Below are 15,658 nucleotides of genomic sequence, written 5' to 3' on the forward strand. Positions count from 1 at the left end.
GGCGCGGCCACGATACGGAAAAGTCGAGAGGCCGCAAGCCGCTTCGTCGCCGAATCGCGAACCTCTCGAAATTTTCGATTGTCGGGCGGAGCCGATGATGCGTGTTGTGCAGGGGAAATCCAGCAATTCAATCGCGTCCCAACAAACGTGAAAAATAAGTCTTGACTTAGAGCGCGCTCTAACTCGTAGCTTCTCAAGCGTTGTGATGAAAGACAGGGGCTTATGAAGATCGGTGAACTTGCGAAGCGTTCGGGCTTATCCGCACACACGATCCGTTATTACGAACGGATCGGTCTGCTGCCCTATGCCGACAGGGACCGATCGAGCCGCCGCGACTATGATGCTTCGATTCTCGTCTGGATCGAGTTCATCGGTCGTTTGAAGACGGCGGGGATGCCAATTCGCGAGATGTTGCACTATGCCATGTTGCGCGAACAAGGCGCCGGCTCGGAAGCGGCGCGACGCAAATTGTTGGAAAGGCACCGTGAGCGCGTTCGTGCGCGCGTCGCCGATCTAAACGCCTGTCTTCTCGTCCTCGACACCAAGATCAACGGCTATGCCGAAACGGAAAAGAGGATCAAGGACTATGACGCAGCAATTCCCCAACGGCGGCGAGAGCCGGTTAGAACGCGGTCAGCGCGCGCTCGCTAAAATCGACGGCAGCGCCGGCCACAATGTGATCGCGGCGCTGGCCGACATAGCGCCCGATTTCGCAACCTATATCTTCGAGTTTCCATTCGGCGACATTTATTCGCGCGAGGGGCTCGGCCTGCGCGAGCGCGAGATCGCGACGATAGCGGCATTGGCCGCAATGGGAAACGCACAGCCGCAACTCAAGGTGCATATTGATGCGGGTCTGAATGTCGGGCTTTCGCGCGAAGAAATCGTCGAAATTCTCATGCAAATGGCCGTATATGCCGGTTTCCCAGCCGCGCTCAACGGCCTCTTCGCCGCCAAGGAGGTTTTCCGCCAGCGCGATGCGCTCGACGCATGAGGGCGATCTCGTCGCCGGTTTTCATTCCTCAGCACAAAAATTTAGACATGACGGAACGAAATTCGCCGCGAGCCCGTAAGGAAACGCGCGCCGTGGCGATGTGCGAGGTCTGAGAATGCATAAGGCTTATACGGTTTTCCAGGGACGCGCCGGCGATCATAACGATTTGGCGATACCGGGCGCGCGGGCGATCGGCGCGGCCATGGCGCGGCGCACGGGTATCGCGCCGGCTTTGATCGGCACGCCGGAGCAAGCGCTGAATGTCGGCTGGCGCGAAGAGTTGGACGCCGCCATGCCAGCGCTGCGCGACATGCAGGCACGATTCAACGATGTCTTCGCGGGCGGCGCGGTTTCGATCGCCGCGACCAGTCGTTGCGCCGTATCGTTGGCGACCTTGCCCGCGGTCGCCAAACATCATCCTGCGGCCTGTATCGTGTGGTTCGACTCGCACGCGGATCTCAACACGCCCGACGTCACGACATCGGGCTATCTTGGCGGCCTTGCCTTGGCCGCTCCTGTTGGGCTTTGGGAGTCCGGCCTCGGCGCGGGATTCGCGTTGGATCAGATCGTTCTCGTCGGCGAGCGCGATCTTGATCCGTTCGAGCAGGAGTTGATCGCACGCCATCGCATTCCGCATATCAAGCCAAAGAGCGATCTTGTGGCGGAATTGCGCAACGCCATTGCCGGCCGCCCGGTCTATATGCATCTCGATTGCGACGTCTTGAATCCGGGCATCGTGCCGACCGATTACGCGCACGAGGGCGGCTTGTCCCTGGAGGATCTGCGCACGTGCTGCGCTGCGATTGCTGCGCATGAGGTGGTTGGGCTCGAAATCGCGGAATTCCAGAACGCCTGGACGCCCGGCGGCGAGCCGGTGTCGCCCGAACCGCTGCTCGATGCGCTTGCGCCGATTCTGGACAAGAGCTGAGCGCCGCGCTGGCGCGATCGCCGGGCCTGCTATAGTTTATGATGCTCTACACTCGCACCACTTGCTTGAGGAGGCTGCGATGGACGCGCGCGAATATCACAAGCACAGTATTGGCAATCGCGAATTGCACCCCGAAACGCTGATGATGGGTTACGGCTATGCACCGGGCCTGTCGGAAGGCTCGCTGAAGCCGCCGATTTTTCTCACCTCGACCTTCGTGTTCGAGAGTGCCCAGCAGGGCAAGGACTTCTTCGATTTGACATCGGGGCGGCGCGCGTTGCGCGAGGGCGAAAAAGCGGGCCTCGTCTATTCACGCTTCAACCATCCCAATATGGAAATTCTCGAGGATCGCCTGTCGATCTGGGACGAGGCAGAACATTCGGCGGTGTTCGCGAGCGGCATGGCGGCGATCGCCACGACCTGCTTCGCTTTGCTGCGTCCGGGCGACACGATTCTGCACAGCCGGCCGCTCTATGGTGGCACCGAGACACTGCTGAAAAACCAGATGGGCGCCTTCGGCATTTCCGCCTTCGGCTTCACCGATGGCACCGATGTCGCCCAGATGCGCGCGACCGCGAATAAGGCGCGCGAAAAAGGCCGCGTGGCGATGATCCTGGTCGAGACGCCGGCCAATCCCACCAATGGCCTCGTCGATCTCGCCGCCTGCGCGGAGATCGCGACTGAGATAGAGGCGGCGCAAGGCTCGCGCCCGCCGGTCGTCGTCGACAACACGTTGCTCGGGCCGATGTTTCAAAAGCCGCTGCGCTTCGGCGCCGATCTGGCGCTGCTGTCATTGACGAAATATGTCGGCGGCCACAGCGATCTTGTCGGCGGCTCGATCAGTGGCAAGATGGGCCTGGTGCGGCAGGTGAAATCCTGGCGCTCGTCGCTCGGCACGCAGCTCGATCCGAATTCCTGCTGGATGCTGATGCGCTCGCTCGAAACCTTGCAAGTGCGCGCCGACCGCGCCAACGTGAATGCGCGGCAAGTGGCGGAATTCTTGCGCGACCATCCGAAAATCGCGCACGTCCACTATCTGGGATTCTTGGCGGCGGACGATCCGCGCAAAGCGCTGTTCGACCGGCAATGCGCGGCGCCCGGTTCGACCTTCTCCTTCGACGTGAAGGGCGGCGAGCGCGAGGCTTTCGCGCTGCTCGACCGGCTGCAGGTGATGAAGCTGGCGGTCAGTTTAGGGGGCACCGAAACGCTGATCTCGCATCCCGCCTCGATGACCCATTCCGGCGTGGCGCGGGAATTGCGCGAGGAAATCGGCCTCACCGACGCTCTCATCCGCCTTTCGGTCGGCATCGAGAATGTGGAGGATTTGATCTCCGATCTCGCGCAGGCGCTGGACGGGGTTTAGCGGGCACAGCGTGCAATTTTCCGAATGAGTGCTTGAGCGGACCGTTTCGTCGTCAGGACAGCTTTGTAGAATGATGACGCGCGATCTCCTCCTCCCAGACGGAGAAGGTGGCGCGAAGCGACGGATGAGGGGACACGGAAACATCATTGGCCAGACATATGTGGAGGCTAGGCCGTGTACTCATAAACCGTCGGCGATGTCCGCTTTGCTTCGATACCGACCGCCTTTGTGCAACCGCAGAAAATGTCGCGACTGCCCAACTCCGGACTCATGCACCGCAGCAAACGGCACGCCTATTCGATCACCTCGACCGCAGAGCAAGAGCCGCGGCGACATACGCCGCGATCACCTCGATGATTTGTTCAGGTGCATCCGGCCGTTCACACGCCGCATGCGCAAAATCGACCCCCAGGACACAGTTGCAACCGGCGGCTTTCGAGATCGGCCAGAAGTCAAAGTAGGCGCCCACGTATGGATAGGTATCTCCTCGGGTGTTTTCGTGCGACGAAAGGGCGCCTCGCGCGGCTTCACGGTCGGCCTCGGTAATTTGTGCGCTTCCCGCTGTCGCCACGGCGTCGATGCGGTTCTCGCGCTGCATCAGGATGGCTGCCGGCGCCCGGAAAATCCGATGGAGGGCCGTTGCCGCCGCCTGCAGGATTTGCGATTGCGGACGGCCTTCGATAACCGTGTGGGCCAAGGCTTGTAGTGCCTGCGCCCGCTCGGCCGCTTCACGGGCCTCCATCGCCCACCGACGGGATTGCGCCGCCACGAAGGCCGCGAGAGAGGCGATGACGAAGAGCAGCACCGCCGCCCAAATATCGGACGGGCTAGTTATTGTAAGCGAATAGTATGGTTCGGTGAAAAAGAAATCGAAAGCAATGACTCCCACAGCAACCGCCAGCAGTGACGGTCCCCAGCCAAAGAGCGTCGCTGAGATAATGACCGGGAGGACGTAGATCAGGGTGACATTCGGCGCGGAGATCAAATGCTGCACCAAGAAGGCCAGTCCGGTCGCGAGCGCGACGAACACGAGCGCCAAACCGTATTGGGCGATCAGGGGAAGCGACGGCGGCGTAGCCGGTCGCGGATCGCGGATGCGGGCCGGGGCAAAGGGATCTTCTTCGAAGGAGCCTGACATCGGTTGCTACCTACCATGCACCATGCCGTCATCTTCTCCGATGAGGCGAACTGGTTTCATTTAATGATTCTACCATCGTTCCAAAAAATCCGGGAATAGGCTGCCCGCTCCCAGGGCTATTCGGTGTCCGCTCTGGGGTCGGCAGTTTCGGCGGGGACTATCAGTTGGTGGATGTCCGCTTTGCCCGCAAGCGTCGTACCATGAGGATCGGGCTAGGAGCATTGCTTTCGGCCAGACTGCCGTGATTCAAGCTCCCGAACTGGGAGCTCGAATCATGCGCTACGAACTCGCCGATTATGAATGGACTGCCATCAAGCCTATGCTGCCGAACAAGCCGCGTGGCATTCCCCGTGTAAACGACCGTCGGGTCCTCAACGGTATCTTCTGGATCTTGCGATCTGGAGCCCCCCTGGCGTGATCTGCCCGAGGCGTTTGGGCCGTACACTACTTGCTACAACCGCTTTGTTTGCTGGCGCCGAGCCGGCGTCTGGGGCCGCATCATAGACGCACTTGCTTCTACCGATGATGCCGCTGTCCAGATGATCGACACCTCAATTGTCCGCATACATCAACATGGAGCCTGCATCACAAGGAACAAGCGCCAATCGATGGGAAGGTCACGAGGCGGCTTGACGAGCAAAATTCATGCGGTGGTCGATGGCAATGGTCTGCCGGTGCGGCTCGCGTTGAGCCCCGGTGAGGCCCACGACGTTCGCCTTGCTGGAAAACTGCTGTCTCGTCTGAAATCCGGGTCGGTGCTGCTTGCCGACCGTGGCTATGACGCCGACTGGATCAGAGAGCTGGCCATGAAGAAGGGAGCCTGGGCCAACATCCCGCCGAGAAGCAGCCGCAGCGATCCGATCTGCTTCAGCCCGTATCTCTACCGCGCTCGCAACCGGGTCGAGCGGTTCTTCAACAGAATCAAGCAATGCCGTCGGGTTGCGACGCGCTACGACAGGCTTGCCGCCAACTACCTTGCCTTTGTTCAACTCGCTTCGATCAGGCTATGGCTGCGCCTTAATGAGTCCGCGTCCTGGTCTCGCAAGGGTGTCCCCTCATCCGTCACGCATATGAACTTGGGCAAGCCCAAGTTCGTCATTCTTAATGATCAAATCGGGTATACCCGATTTGATTATGCCACCTTCTCCCTCGGGGAGAAGGGGCGCGCGCTGCATCGTCCCACTCAATCGGATCACTCGCTGTAGACCGATGCTCCACACCTCAGCTATAAGCCGCGGCTCTCCCCGCACGAAGTGACGCGCATGACCAGCCTGAACGCCGCCCATATCTCCCTTCTGCACCCGCCCAGTTTCACGCGGTTCCTGACCGCGCGTGCCATGTCTTCGCTCAGCTTCCAAATCACGTCGGTCGTCATCGGCTGGCAGATGTACGCGCTCACCAGCAGCACCGTCGCGCTGGGCCTCGTCGGCCTGGCGCAATTTTTACCGATGCTGGCCTGCACATTGCCGGCAGGGCATTTTGTCGATCGGCACGACCGGCGAAACGTCGTCCGCATCTGCCAGACGATCGATGCCGCCGTCATCGCGCTTCTCGCCATCGGCAGCTTCACCCAGCTGCTGACCCCGGCATGGATCTACGCGGCCTGCGTCGTCATCGGCTCCGTCCGCACGTTCGAATCGCCCGCCAGCGCGGCGCTGCTGCCGAACATCGTGTCCGCCGAAGCGTTGCCGCGGGCGCTGGCTTTGTCGTCGTCGGCGTTTCAGACCGCTTCGATCATCGGCCCCGCCTTGGGGGGCTTTCTCTATGTCGCGGGTCCGGGTGTCGCCTATGCCACCGTGGCGGTGCTGTATTTGGGCGCCAGCTTTCTGATTGCTTCGCTCGCAACATCCTGGACCGCGCCGAAGAAGGAGCCTGCCAGCCTCGCCATCATGCTCCAGGGCTTCTCCTATATCCGTTCCAAGCCGGTGATCCTCGGCGCCATTTCGCTCGACATGGTGGCAGTGCTGCTGGGCGGCGCGGTGGCGTTGTTGCCGGTCTACGCGCGCGACATCCTGCACGCCAGTTCTATCGGGCTTGGCTTCCTGCGCGCCGCGCCGGCGGTTGGCGCGCTGTGCATGTCGCTCGCCATCGCGCGCTATTCGCTGCAGCGGCACGTGGGGCCGACGATGTTCGGCGCCGTGATTACATTCGGCCTCGCGACAATCGTCTTCGGCCTGTCGGCAAGCCTGCCCTTGTCCTTGGCCGCCTTAGCGGTGATGGGCGCGGCCGATGTCATCAGCGTGGTCATCCGCTCGTCGCTGGTGCAGCTCGAGACGCCCGACGAGATGCGTGGGCGCGTCTCGTCGGTCAATTGGCTGTTCATCGGCACGTCCAATCAGCTCGGCGAATTCGAATCCGGCATGACCGCGGCGCTGTTCGGCACCGTGCCGGCGGTGGTGCTCGGCGGCATCGGCACCATTCTTACCGCGCTGATCTGGATGAAGCTGTTCCCGCCGCTGCGGCAGGTTCGGACACTGAAAACAGCGCAATGAAAAAGCTGCCCAATGAAAAAACCGCCCACATGGGGCGGCTTGTTGATCCATCATCCTGGGCTTGACCCGAAGCGCCCGACTCGCACTTCCTTGCAGAAGGAAACGGCTTTCGTGCGACGTTTAACACGATGCATTTGCCACGCGGTGTCTTCGGCCCCGGGCCAAGCCCAGGATGACGTAATCCTCCTATGCTTTGGACGACGGGTCGTCGTGTTCGGAAAAGCCGTCGCCGTGCTTGATCAATTCGTCGGCAAGGTCGCGCTCGGTCGCATCGCTCCAGCGCGCGTCGAGATACTTCTTCTCTTCTTCGAGAACCTTTTCGTGATGGTGGGTGAACACGTCCACCACTTTCTCGATCAAGCTCTTGTGTTCGGGCTTGTCGGCGTCCGCCGGCTCGGGACTCTTCTGGTCAGGAGGAACCGACATCACCGTCTCCATCTCTTGGACCCCATCGTACAATCATCACTATAGGCCGAAGCGGCGAAAGATCAAGCGGCGCTTCGCCCTTGGGTTTGTCACGATTGCAAGCTAGTCAGGCGCAAACGGAGACAGGACACAATGATTCGGGCCATTATTTTTGATATCGGCGGGGTTCTCGTCGATCACGACAATTCCAAAATGCTGGCCCGGTTGCAGACATTGCTGGAGCGGCCGCCGTCGCTCGCGGAGCTGACCCGGCTCGCCTTCGACCACGGGGTGGAAACCGGCGAGTTGCCAGTGCAGCACGTTTTCGACCGACTGGTACAGACCTATGGCAGTACCGCATCGCAGCAAGACTGGATCGACGCCTGGACGTGCCATTTTTCCGGCAAGCCCGAGATGGAGGATTTCGTGCTCAACGCGGTCGTGCCGCAGCTGCCCTGCCACATTTGCAGCAACAACAATGCGGTGCATTGGGATCACGTGCGGCGCACCTATCCGATCTTCGCGCCGTTCCAGAAGGTCTATCTCTCGCAGGAGCTCGGCCTCGCGAAACCCGACCGTGCGATCTTCGACCTGATGGCGCGCGAATTGAACGGCGCACAGGACATTCTGTTCGTCGACGACCGCGCCGACAATGTCGAGGCGGCGAAGGCGAGCGGGTTCTTAGGGCATACGTTCACCCGGCGCGACGCGTTCGAGCGGCATTTGCAGACGTTGGGGCTGTAGGGGTTCAGCAGCGTCACGCGAGTTCCCGCGCCGTCTCCCGCTTGTGCTGGCGCACTGCCGTCGGCGCGAAGCCGAATCTTTGCTGGAAGCGCGCGGCGAAATGCGACGGTGTCTTGTAGCCGACATCGCCGGCGATTTGCGTCACGCTCTGCCCGGTCGATTGCAGCAGCGACAGCGCCTGCGAGAGGCGCATGTCGCCGATGATGGCGCTCAAACTCGTCGCTTCCGCCGCGAGTTTGCGGCGCATGGTCGGCTCGCTCATGGCGAGATGCGCGGCGATCGCGCCGGCGCTCCAGTCGCGGCCAAGATCCGCGCCGACCAACCGCCGCACCCGGGCCGTGACGGTAGGCCTGCCGGGTTCATCGAAGCGGCCGCAGGCGAGCCCGATCCAGAGCAGCACTTCGGCCACGCGGTGGCGGGCGATCGAGTCCGGCAGGTCCGGGTCCCCGACGGCCGAAGCTGCCGCTTCGATCGCCCGTTCCATCGCGCCGGCCGCGTGGACGATGGCGGCAGGCGTCCGCAAGACGGGCTGACCGCGATGGAGCGCCGCATGGTCGCGCACGAGCGCCTCGTCGATGACGACGAACTGCGAGCGGAAGATACCCTCAGGATCCGGACGGTTGATGACGTCGACTGCGAGCCCCGCAGGAACAGCAACGGCGCTTCCCGCGTCGAATGTCTGTTCCCCTTGCGCCCAGCGCACGGTCTTCTCGCCACGCGCGATGAAGATCACCATCGGCCGGTCGAAGAACAGCCGTTTGAACACCAGGGCCTGGTGCTGCAACACCGTTCCCGCCGTCCCGATCCGGGCGCGGTGCAGGATCCGCGGATCCGGGTCGGAAGCATCGTCGGCGGGACGGGCGATGGTCATGGCCGCTTGCCGCGCACCACGATCGTGGCTTTGCCGATGCTGTGGGTCGCGACCATGAAGCCGAGGAACGCCGGCGAGGCATTGGCCGGCAAGTCGAGCTTGTCCACTTTCAAGGCATTCACCGTGATCAGATAGCGATGCGCCTCGGGGCCGGGCGGGCACGCGCCGAGATAGCCGGCTATGCCGGCATCGTTCGTGACCGTATGTGCGCCGGACGGCAGCGTGCCGCCGGCACTGCCGGCACCCGCCGGCAGATCGGTGACATCGGCCGGAATATTGGCCACCGCCCAGTGCCAGAAGCCGGAGCCCGTCGGCGCATCCTGGTCGTACATCGTCACGACGAAGCTTTTCGTACCAGCTGGCGCGCCGCTCCAGGTGAGATGCGGTGAGACATTGCCGCCCTGGCAACCGAACTGATTGGCGATCTGCGCCAGCGGAAATTGGCCGTTGGGTGCACTATCCGTGGTGATCTTGAAATCGGCCGCCTGCGCCGTGGCGGCGGCGAAGATGAGGACGGAAGCGGCGGCGAAGTTGCGTAAGGTGGTCATTGTGCTAAATCCCGAATTGGTTTCGAACATTCCGCAACATGCCCGAAAGCATACAGCTATTGCCGTCCGCCCGCGCTCAAAGATTGTCGGGATTCGATCAGACTGAGCGGCGATGAGGCCAGCGACGTCATTTCCAGGCTGATGTGGCGTAGCATCACCCAGCTTGGGAGTGATCCTGCGACAGGCGGACGGGCGGGGTTTTCTCATTCGTACCGCTCCTCCCGGCAATGGACGCTGTGCAAGTCGCAACGTAAGTTGGGCCGCAGCATCCTGACCCCAGGACTTCGGAGCATTTGAACATGCGTTGCCTCAAAATTCCGGCCCTCATCGTGGGGATGCTCTTTGCCTTTCCCAACTTGGCCAGTGCCTGCACGATGCAAGAGGCGATGGACAAGATGAACGCGTTCAGCCAGGCGCTCATCGCAACCAACGACCAGGCGAAGATCTCCGATTATATGGTCAAGTCGCAATCCACTATGGCGACGAACACCGACGCCAAGGGCAAGGTGAATTACGACAAAATCTGTGGCGCGTATGACGATCTTCTCAAGGAAGTCGCCAGCCTCCCGCCGCCCGATGCACCACCGCCCGCAAAGAACGACGCTTGTATCGCCAAGTTCAATGCGATCAATAAGATCGATGCGAAGGCTGGCCCCTTTGAGATCGACACGGATACTTCGATCAAGATTCCAACCCAGAGCGCCGAGATCAAGGTGACGACCGTAACGCAGATCGTACCGCCAAAATCATTTCACGTTCGGATCGTCAGCGCGCAAGGTGAAACCGAAGCCGCGAGCGTCGACGGGGCGAAGGCCTGGGTCAAGCATGGCGGAGATTGGGTTGACGTGCCGCAGGACAATTTGTCTGACGTATTGGCGCTCGCGCCGACGGACACATATCTCAGAGCGAGCGGCCTCGACAATGTCGTGTGCAACGGCCGTCAGGTCGTCAACCGCAAAGCCTATCTGTCATTCACTTACACCATCACGGCGCAGGGCGTGCCCATGCAGGTCACCTCCTATTTCGACCCGCGCAACCGTTTGCCAATCAAGGGCGAGGGAGCGGCCGACGCGGCGGGCACCAAGACGACGGTGACCATGACCTATAAATTCGATCCAACGATCAAGGTCGACGCGCCGGTTGTGCAATAATTGATGCATCCGCCGCGCGACGAAAGCAGAACTCAAGGCGCTCAAAAAGCCGTCTCGAAAATGGCATTGATGCGGAAGCTGGTGATTTTGGGCGCGCTCCCAGCGAGAATGGAGCTGGGGGAACGAGCGGTGAGTAAAGCGCTGGCGAATTTGATGAGGGGATTAATTATGCGCACTGTCACTGTAATTCGTAGGAGTGATTTATGGTAAACAGAATATCTCAAGCAATGTGTGCTTTAGGTCTGATTATTAGCATGTTCATACACTGTATGACGTTTTTTGTTCCATTTAATCTATCGGGTTGGATATTTATATTACAATTTGGCGCCATAGCTTTCTATGGTGCCGGATATGTGAAATTACGTAGAATTTTTGGTTATTTTGACGCAAAAGGACTTATGTCTTTAATTGAAAATAATTACATGAAATTGCTATTATATTCTCTTTCGATCTATTTCTTCTCCAATTTAGCTTATGGCATATTTTACATCAATAATTATCACGTTGATGTAAATAAAGATTCTAATTTTGCGATTAGAATGATTTCCAGTCTATGGATATTATTCTACCTCTGTGATTTTGCTATATTCACTGCTATATTAAAGAGTGACAGAAAAAAACTGTAGATTGACGGGATTGTTATTAATATTAGGGCGGTGGGCATATGTGTAAATTGATAGACGACCCACATCAAAACTTGATCATCCGCACACCCTGTCGAGCTTCTGGCCGGCGCATCATGACCTCAACAAAAGGTCAAAACTTACCGGGCAGATCGTGTGCTACCTAAACCAGCCGCTTCGCGTGCTACCGACGGCAGATAAGGGAATGCTTGACAAAACGTGTCATTTTTGACACGTTTTCTGGCGTGGGGGATCATGGCGGTCAAGATTGTTAGAGTCGGAGCGAAGAAGCGTCCACGCAGAAAATTCGCGGCGCGCCCAAAGACCATTCAGGTGCGCTTTTATGAAGCCCAAGCGGATCGCAACCGGTGCGAGATTGGTTGTCTACATTGACCAAGGAAGACCGACGCACCGTTGGGAGCGACGTTAAGACGGTTGAGTTTGGCTGGCCAATCGGAATGCCCATTTGCCGAAACCTGGGAGACGGCTTGTGGGAAGTGCGAAGCGATCTAAGCGACGGAACGATCGGGCGGGTTATATTTGCCATCATTGGCGGCGACATGGTGCTGCTAGAGGGCTTTCATAAAACCTCCGACAAGACGCCGAAGCGCAACTTGGACAACGCTAAAAAGCGCCTAAAGGAACTTGTGAAATGACAAAAGGCCGTATCAGCAAGGACACTTTTGACGATTTTCTCGCGGAAGAGGGAATGCTGGAAGAGGCGACGGAGATCGCAATCAAACGCGTTATCGCCTGGAAAATCGCTGAGGCCATGAAAGAGCAAAAGCTCACGAAAACGCTCATGGCCAAACGTATGCACACAGATAGGAGCCATGTTAACCGCCTCCTCGACCCCGCCAATCCGGCATTGACGCTGAACACGTTGCAGCGCGCGGCTGCTGCGATTGATTACGAATTGCGCATTGATCTTGCGCCGAAAGCAAAGCCCAAGGCACGTAAGGTCAAAGCGGCGAAGATTGCCAAAGCTGCGAAGGCGCAAAAGGCGAAAGCAGCTTAATCGGTGCGTATTTCCTATCGTTGATCGAGTGAGCGCAACGCGACAAGCTACAAGCGCTTCGAATTCTTGACAAATTTCGCAAAAGAACATATAGTGAACATTCGCTGTTATACGGAGTTTCCCAATGAACGAGTTGCCGCCGGTCATGCCCTCGCGCCGCGAGTCGAAGACGATCGATTTTGCCGCGATGGATATGCGGCTCGCCGGCCATGCTGAGGTGCTCGACGCATTGTTCTACGAGATGGTCGAACGCAGCCGTTCGCCCAAACTGACCGGGAGCGGTGTCGGCTATTACTTGAGCGTCGCCATGCAGGCGCAAAAGCAATATCGCGCCGCCTATCAGGTGTTGGTGGCGCGCCGGCTGTTGCAGCAGGACAAGGCGCCGGTGTTGGCCGCTTTGCCGCTGGAGGCGGTCTGTGGCCCGGTGGAGTGAGGCCCGCCGCGCCGGCCAGGCCGCGCGTATCCGGGAATGGCAGCCCTGGCTCAAATCGACCGGTCCCAAAACCGCCGCAGGCAAGCAGCGGGTGGCGCAGAACACGATATCGCACGGCGCATGTTCCGCTGAGATGAAAGAAATCCGCGCCTATCTGCGGGCGTGGCGGCGCACATTGCGGACGCTGCAAGAAGGCGATTGACCTGGCTTTGAAAATTTTTTGAAAACAAACTAATAGAGCGAATTTTCGAGCCTTTCCAAAGGCTTCTGAGCGAGGTAAGGAGGCGGGTGGATAGGAACAGGCGAAAAAATGGTTGGTGCGGGCACGGATCGGACGAAAATTTCGCGGGGCGGCGGGCCGGCCATCGTGCTGGTGCGGCCGCAATTGGCGGTCAATATCGGCATGTGCGCGCGGGCAATGGCGAATTTCGGCCTGTCGGATTTGCGTCTGGTCAGCCCGCGCGAGGGCTGGCCGCGCACCGGCTCGCTGCGCAAGGGCGCTTATGCCGCTGCCGCGGGCGCGGTGCATCTCTTGGAGGGCGCCAAGCTTTACGACACGCTGGCTGAGGCCGTTGCGGATCTCAATTTCGTCTGGGCGACGACAGCGCGCGAGCGTGGTCAGGGCAAGCGCGTGGAATTGCCGGGCAATGCCATGCCGGAAAGCGCGGCGCGCATGGCGGCGGGCGAGCGCCATGGCATCATGTTCGGCCCCGAGCGCACGGGCCTGGAAAATGACGAGGTCGCGACCGCCGACGCGATCATCACCTTTCCGGTCAACCCGGCCTATGCCTCGCTCAATCTCGCGCAGGCGGTGCTGCTCACCGGCTACGAATGGAACCGCGCCGCGACCGGCGAGACCCTGCCGTTCCAGGCGCCGGATTATTCGCCACGGGCCAACCGCGAAATGGTGCTGTCGTTCTTCGATTATCTCGAAGGCGAACTCGACAAAAACGGCTTCTTTCGCCCGCCGGGCAAGGCACCGGTGATGCGGCGCAACCTGCGCAACATTTTCCACCGCATGGAAATGACCGAGCAGGACGTGCGCACCTTGCGCGGCGCGCTCGTGCGCCTGGTGGAAGGCCCGCGCAAGGAGGCGAAGACGCGGAAGAAAGCGAAGAAGGCGGAAGGGCCGGAGGCGTGAATGGCGCGCTTCAATTCTGCGCCGCGGCGGGGTCGCGCTGCTGCAAAAACGCCAGCAGTTCCGCGCTCGGCGCTCTGCCGCTGGTGAAGCGCATCGTCATCGTGGCGGGGCGCTCGAGCCTTGGCCGCGAGGGCAGATCCAATTGCTCGCGCAGCACCTGGTCGACGCGGCGGGCGATCGCCGGCGCCGGGTCGATCCAATTGACCGGCCAGGGCGCGAGGCGCTCGAAGGTCTTGAGCAGCAGCGGATAATGGGTGCAGGCGAGCGCGATCGTGTCGACTCTTCCTTGCGGCCCGGCGACGAAACACGGCGCGGTCTCGGCCGCGATGTCCGCATCCGCGACCGCTTCACCGCGCATATGCGCCTCGGCGAGATTGGCGAGGCGCGGCGCGCCGACCAGCACAACCTCGCAATCGCGGGCATATTGCTCGGTGAGGTCGCGGGTATAGTCGCGCTGCACTGTGCCCGGGGTCGCGAGCACGGCGATGATCTTGCTGCGCGACGCGTGCGCCGCCGGCTTGATCGCCGGTACTGTACCGACGAAGGGAACTTGCGGAAAGCGGGCGCGCAAGGGCGCCAGCACGATGGTCGAGGCGGTATTGCAGGCGATGCAGATGATGTCCGGCGCGTGCGCCGCGATCAGCTCGGCCATGACCGCGCCGACCCGCTCGATCACCCAGGTCTCGTCGCGCGGGCCGTAGGGAAAACCGGCATCGTCCGCCGCATAGACGATGTCGGCGTCCGGCCGCTGGCGGCGGATTTGCGCTTCGACGGTCAGGCCGCCGAGGCCGGAATCGAAAACGAGGATTTTGGCGGGTTCAGCCATGCGGATACGGTTCGATCTTGGAGACGACGGGCGCTCATAGCGGATACCGGCGAGAAGATCGACACTCATGGCGCTTGAAACTCAGGATTAGGCAATGGGTCGATTGCAGCATGGGAGTCTTAACGAAAGCTTGCCGGAGCCTGACAGGCGCGGACAGGCGATGGGCGCCTGTGGTAAAGTACGGGCACGGAAAGCTGGCGGAATAGGAAGGGGCCATCGTTCACCCGGCCCGCTTGGGCCGCTATTTCGGGAGTGAGGGAGATGACGGACCACCCGATCGTGTCGCGCGAGGAATGGGACGCGCAACGCCGGCAATTGTTGGCGGAAGAAAAGCAATTCACCAAGCTGCGCGATACGCTCAGCGCCAAGCGGCGAGCCATGCCGTGGGTGCGGATCGAGAAATCTTACGTGTTCGACGGACCGCGCGGGCCGGTGAGGCTCACGCATCTGTTTGGCCGGCACAAACAGCTCATCATCCAGCATCTGATGTTCGCGCCCGAATGGGAAAGCCCGTGCAAATCCTGTTCGTTCTGGGCCGACAGCATCACGAGCACGCTGCCCCATCTCGCCAATCGCGACACGGGCTTCGCCGCTGTCTCGCGTGCGCCGATCGCCAAGCTGACCTCGACCGCAGAGCGCCTCGGCTGGGGCTTTCCCTGGGTCTCCTCGGAGAAGAGCGATTTCAATTACGACTTCGGCGTCTCCTTCCGGCGCGAGGATTTCGACGCCGGCCCGGTCACCTACAATTATCGGGAAACGCCTTTGAGAATGACCGACCTGCCGGGGTTCAGCACCTTCTTCAAGGATGCGGACGGCACGCTCTACCACACCTATTCGTGCTATGCGCGCGGCCTCGACATGCTCAATCCGACCTATCAATTCCTCGACCTGACGGCCATGGGCCGGCACGAGGATGGTCCCCATCCTATGGCCTGGGTCCGCCTCCACGACGAATACGAGCAGGCCTGACCGGGGAGGAAAAT

General features: G+C 60.4%; 18 protein-coding genes and 1 pseudogene. 14 read left to right on the forward strand and 5 right to left on the reverse strand.

Annotated features, from left to right (window positions below; translation table 11 throughout):
• Positions 1 to 222 precede the first annotated feature (222 nt).
• From V9T28_RS03915 to V9T28_RS03930, 4 genes are all read left to right on the forward strand, one after another.
• Positions 223 to 651, forward strand: a complete 429-nt coding sequence (locus tag V9T28_RS03915; RefSeq protein ID WP_116400938.1) for a MerR family transcriptional regulator — start codon at positions 223 to 225, stop codon at positions 649 to 651.
• Complete coding sequence (locus V9T28_RS03920) at positions 587 to 994, forward strand: carboxymuconolactone decarboxylase family protein (RefSeq protein WP_116400939.1); 408 nt, start codon at positions 587 to 589, stop codon at positions 992 to 994. Before V9T28_RS03915 ends, V9T28_RS03920 begins: the two co-directional genes overlap by 65 nt.
• Before the next feature lie 115 nt (positions 995 to 1,109).
• A complete protein-coding gene (locus V9T28_RS03925; protein WP_116400940.1) occupies positions 1,110 to 1,922 on the forward strand; it encodes an arginase family protein in 813 nt (270 codons plus the stop codon).
• Between the two features lie 79 nt (positions 1,923 to 2,001).
• Complete coding sequence (locus tag V9T28_RS03930) at positions 2,002 to 3,285, forward strand: cystathionine gamma-synthase family protein (protein ID WP_116400941.1); 1,284 nt, start codon at positions 2,002 to 2,004, stop codon at positions 3,283 to 3,285.
• A gap of 301 nt (positions 3,286 to 3,586) precedes the next feature.
• Here the strand turns inward: V9T28_RS03930 and V9T28_RS03935 are convergent, their stop codons facing one another.
• Entirely contained in the window at positions 3,587 to 4,423 is an 837-nt protein-coding gene (locus tag V9T28_RS03935; protein ID WP_116400942.1) for a DUF4118 domain-containing protein, read from the reverse strand.
• 274 nt (positions 4,424 to 4,697) lie between these two features.
• Here V9T28_RS03935 and V9T28_RS03940 point away from each other — a divergent pair.
• Together V9T28_RS03940 and V9T28_RS03945 are read left to right on the forward strand one after the other, a co-directional pair.
• Positions 4,698 to 5,436, forward strand: a pseudogene (locus V9T28_RS03940) (IS5 family transposase); the annotation flags it as partial.
• A 249-nt stretch (positions 5,437 to 5,685) separates the two neighbouring features.
• Positions 5,686 to 6,915 (forward strand): MFS transporter, encoded by a 1,230-nt coding sequence (locus V9T28_RS03945; RefSeq protein WP_116400943.1) that lies wholly within the window; start codon positions 5,686 to 5,688, stop codon positions 6,913 to 6,915.
• A gap of 186 nt (positions 6,916 to 7,101) precedes the next feature.
• Here V9T28_RS03945 and V9T28_RS03950 read toward each other — a convergent pair whose 3' ends face one another.
• Complete coding sequence (locus V9T28_RS03950) at positions 7,102 to 7,341, reverse strand: hypothetical protein (protein ID WP_116400944.1); 240 nt, start codon at positions 7,339 to 7,341, stop codon at positions 7,102 to 7,104.
• A 132-nt stretch (positions 7,342 to 7,473) separates the two neighbouring features.
• Here V9T28_RS03950 and V9T28_RS03955 point away from each other — a divergent pair, with 132 nt between their 5' ends.
• On the forward strand, positions 7,474 to 8,064 hold the full coding sequence (locus tag V9T28_RS03955; protein ID WP_116400945.1) for an HAD family hydrolase: 591 nt from the start codon (positions 7,474 to 7,476) through the stop codon (positions 8,062 to 8,064).
• Positions 8,065 to 8,077: 13 nt separating this feature from the next.
• Here the strand turns inward: V9T28_RS03955 and V9T28_RS03960 are convergent, their stop codons facing one another.
• Both V9T28_RS03960 and V9T28_RS03965 read right to left on the reverse strand, forming a co-directional pair.
• Positions 8,078 to 8,935, reverse strand: a complete 858-nt coding sequence (locus V9T28_RS03960; RefSeq protein WP_116400946.1) for a helix-turn-helix transcriptional regulator — start codon at positions 8,933 to 8,935, stop codon at positions 8,078 to 8,080.
• Positions 8,932 to 9,483 carry a YbhB/YbcL family Raf kinase inhibitor-like protein gene (locus V9T28_RS03965; RefSeq protein ID WP_116401088.1) on the reverse strand — a complete coding sequence of 184 codons (552 nt, stop codon included), beginning with the start codon at positions 9,481 to 9,483 and terminating at the stop codon, positions 8,932 to 8,934. The genes V9T28_RS03960 and V9T28_RS03965 overlap by 4 nt, the downstream gene beginning before the upstream one ends.
• Positions 9,484 to 9,782: 299 nt before the next feature.
• On the opposite strand from V9T28_RS03965, the gene V9T28_RS03970 reads away from it, so the two are divergent.
• The 6 genes from V9T28_RS03970 to V9T28_RS03995 all read left to right on the forward strand — a co-directional run bounded on the left by V9T28_RS03970 (position 9,783) and on the right by V9T28_RS03995 (position 13,849).
• Complete coding sequence (locus V9T28_RS03970; protein ID WP_116400947.1) at positions 9,783 to 10,634, forward strand: hypothetical protein; 852 nt, start codon at positions 9,783 to 9,785, stop codon at positions 10,632 to 10,634.
• A 1,012-nt stretch (positions 10,635 to 11,646) separates the two neighbouring features.
• Positions 11,647 to 11,913, forward strand: coding sequence for a type II toxin-antitoxin system RelE/ParE family toxin (locus tag V9T28_RS03975; protein WP_245424099.1), 267 nt, complete (start codon positions 11,647 to 11,649; stop codon positions 11,911 to 11,913).
• Positions 11,914 to 11,966: 53 nt separating this feature from the next.
• Positions 11,967 to 12,275, forward strand: coding sequence for an XRE family transcriptional regulator (locus tag V9T28_RS03980; protein ID WP_245424100.1), 309 nt, complete (start codon positions 11,967 to 11,969; stop codon positions 12,273 to 12,275).
• Positions 12,276 to 12,399: 124 nt separating this feature from the next.
• Positions 12,400 to 12,708, forward strand: coding sequence for a hypothetical protein (locus tag V9T28_RS03985; protein ID WP_116400951.1), 309 nt, complete (start codon positions 12,400 to 12,402; stop codon positions 12,706 to 12,708).
• Entirely contained in the window at positions 12,692 to 12,910 is a 219-nt protein-coding gene (locus tag V9T28_RS03990) for a hypothetical protein (RefSeq protein WP_116400952.1), read from the forward strand. The genes V9T28_RS03985 and V9T28_RS03990 overlap by 17 nt, the downstream gene beginning before the upstream one ends.
• 108 nt (positions 12,911 to 13,018) lie before the next feature.
• Positions 13,019 to 13,849: an RNA methyltransferase gene (locus V9T28_RS03995; RefSeq protein WP_116400953.1), complete on the forward strand. Its 831-nt coding sequence runs from the start codon at positions 13,019 to 13,021 to the stop codon at positions 13,847 to 13,849.
• A 10-nt stretch (positions 13,850 to 13,859) separates the two neighbouring features.
• On the opposite strand, the gene murI is transcribed toward V9T28_RS03995, so the two are convergent.
• Positions 13,860 to 14,744 carry a glutamate racemase gene (murI, locus tag V9T28_RS04000; protein ID WP_445242151.1) on the reverse strand — a complete coding sequence of 295 codons (885 nt, stop codon included), beginning with the start codon at positions 14,742 to 14,744 and terminating at the stop codon, positions 13,860 to 13,862.
• Positions 14,745 to 14,936: 192 nt separating this feature from the next.
• On the opposite strand from murI, the gene V9T28_RS04005 reads away from it, so the two are divergent.
• Complete coding sequence (locus V9T28_RS04005; RefSeq protein WP_116400955.1) at positions 14,937 to 15,644, forward strand: DUF899 domain-containing protein; 708 nt, start codon at positions 14,937 to 14,939, stop codon at positions 15,642 to 15,644.
• The last annotated feature ends 14 nt before the right edge of the window (positions 15,645 to 15,658 follow it).

Source organism: Methylovirgula sp. 4M-Z18 (assembly GCF_037890675.1).
In the GTDB taxonomy this organism is placed as follows: domain Bacteria; phylum Pseudomonadota; class Alphaproteobacteria; order Rhizobiales; family Beijerinckiaceae; genus 4M-Z18.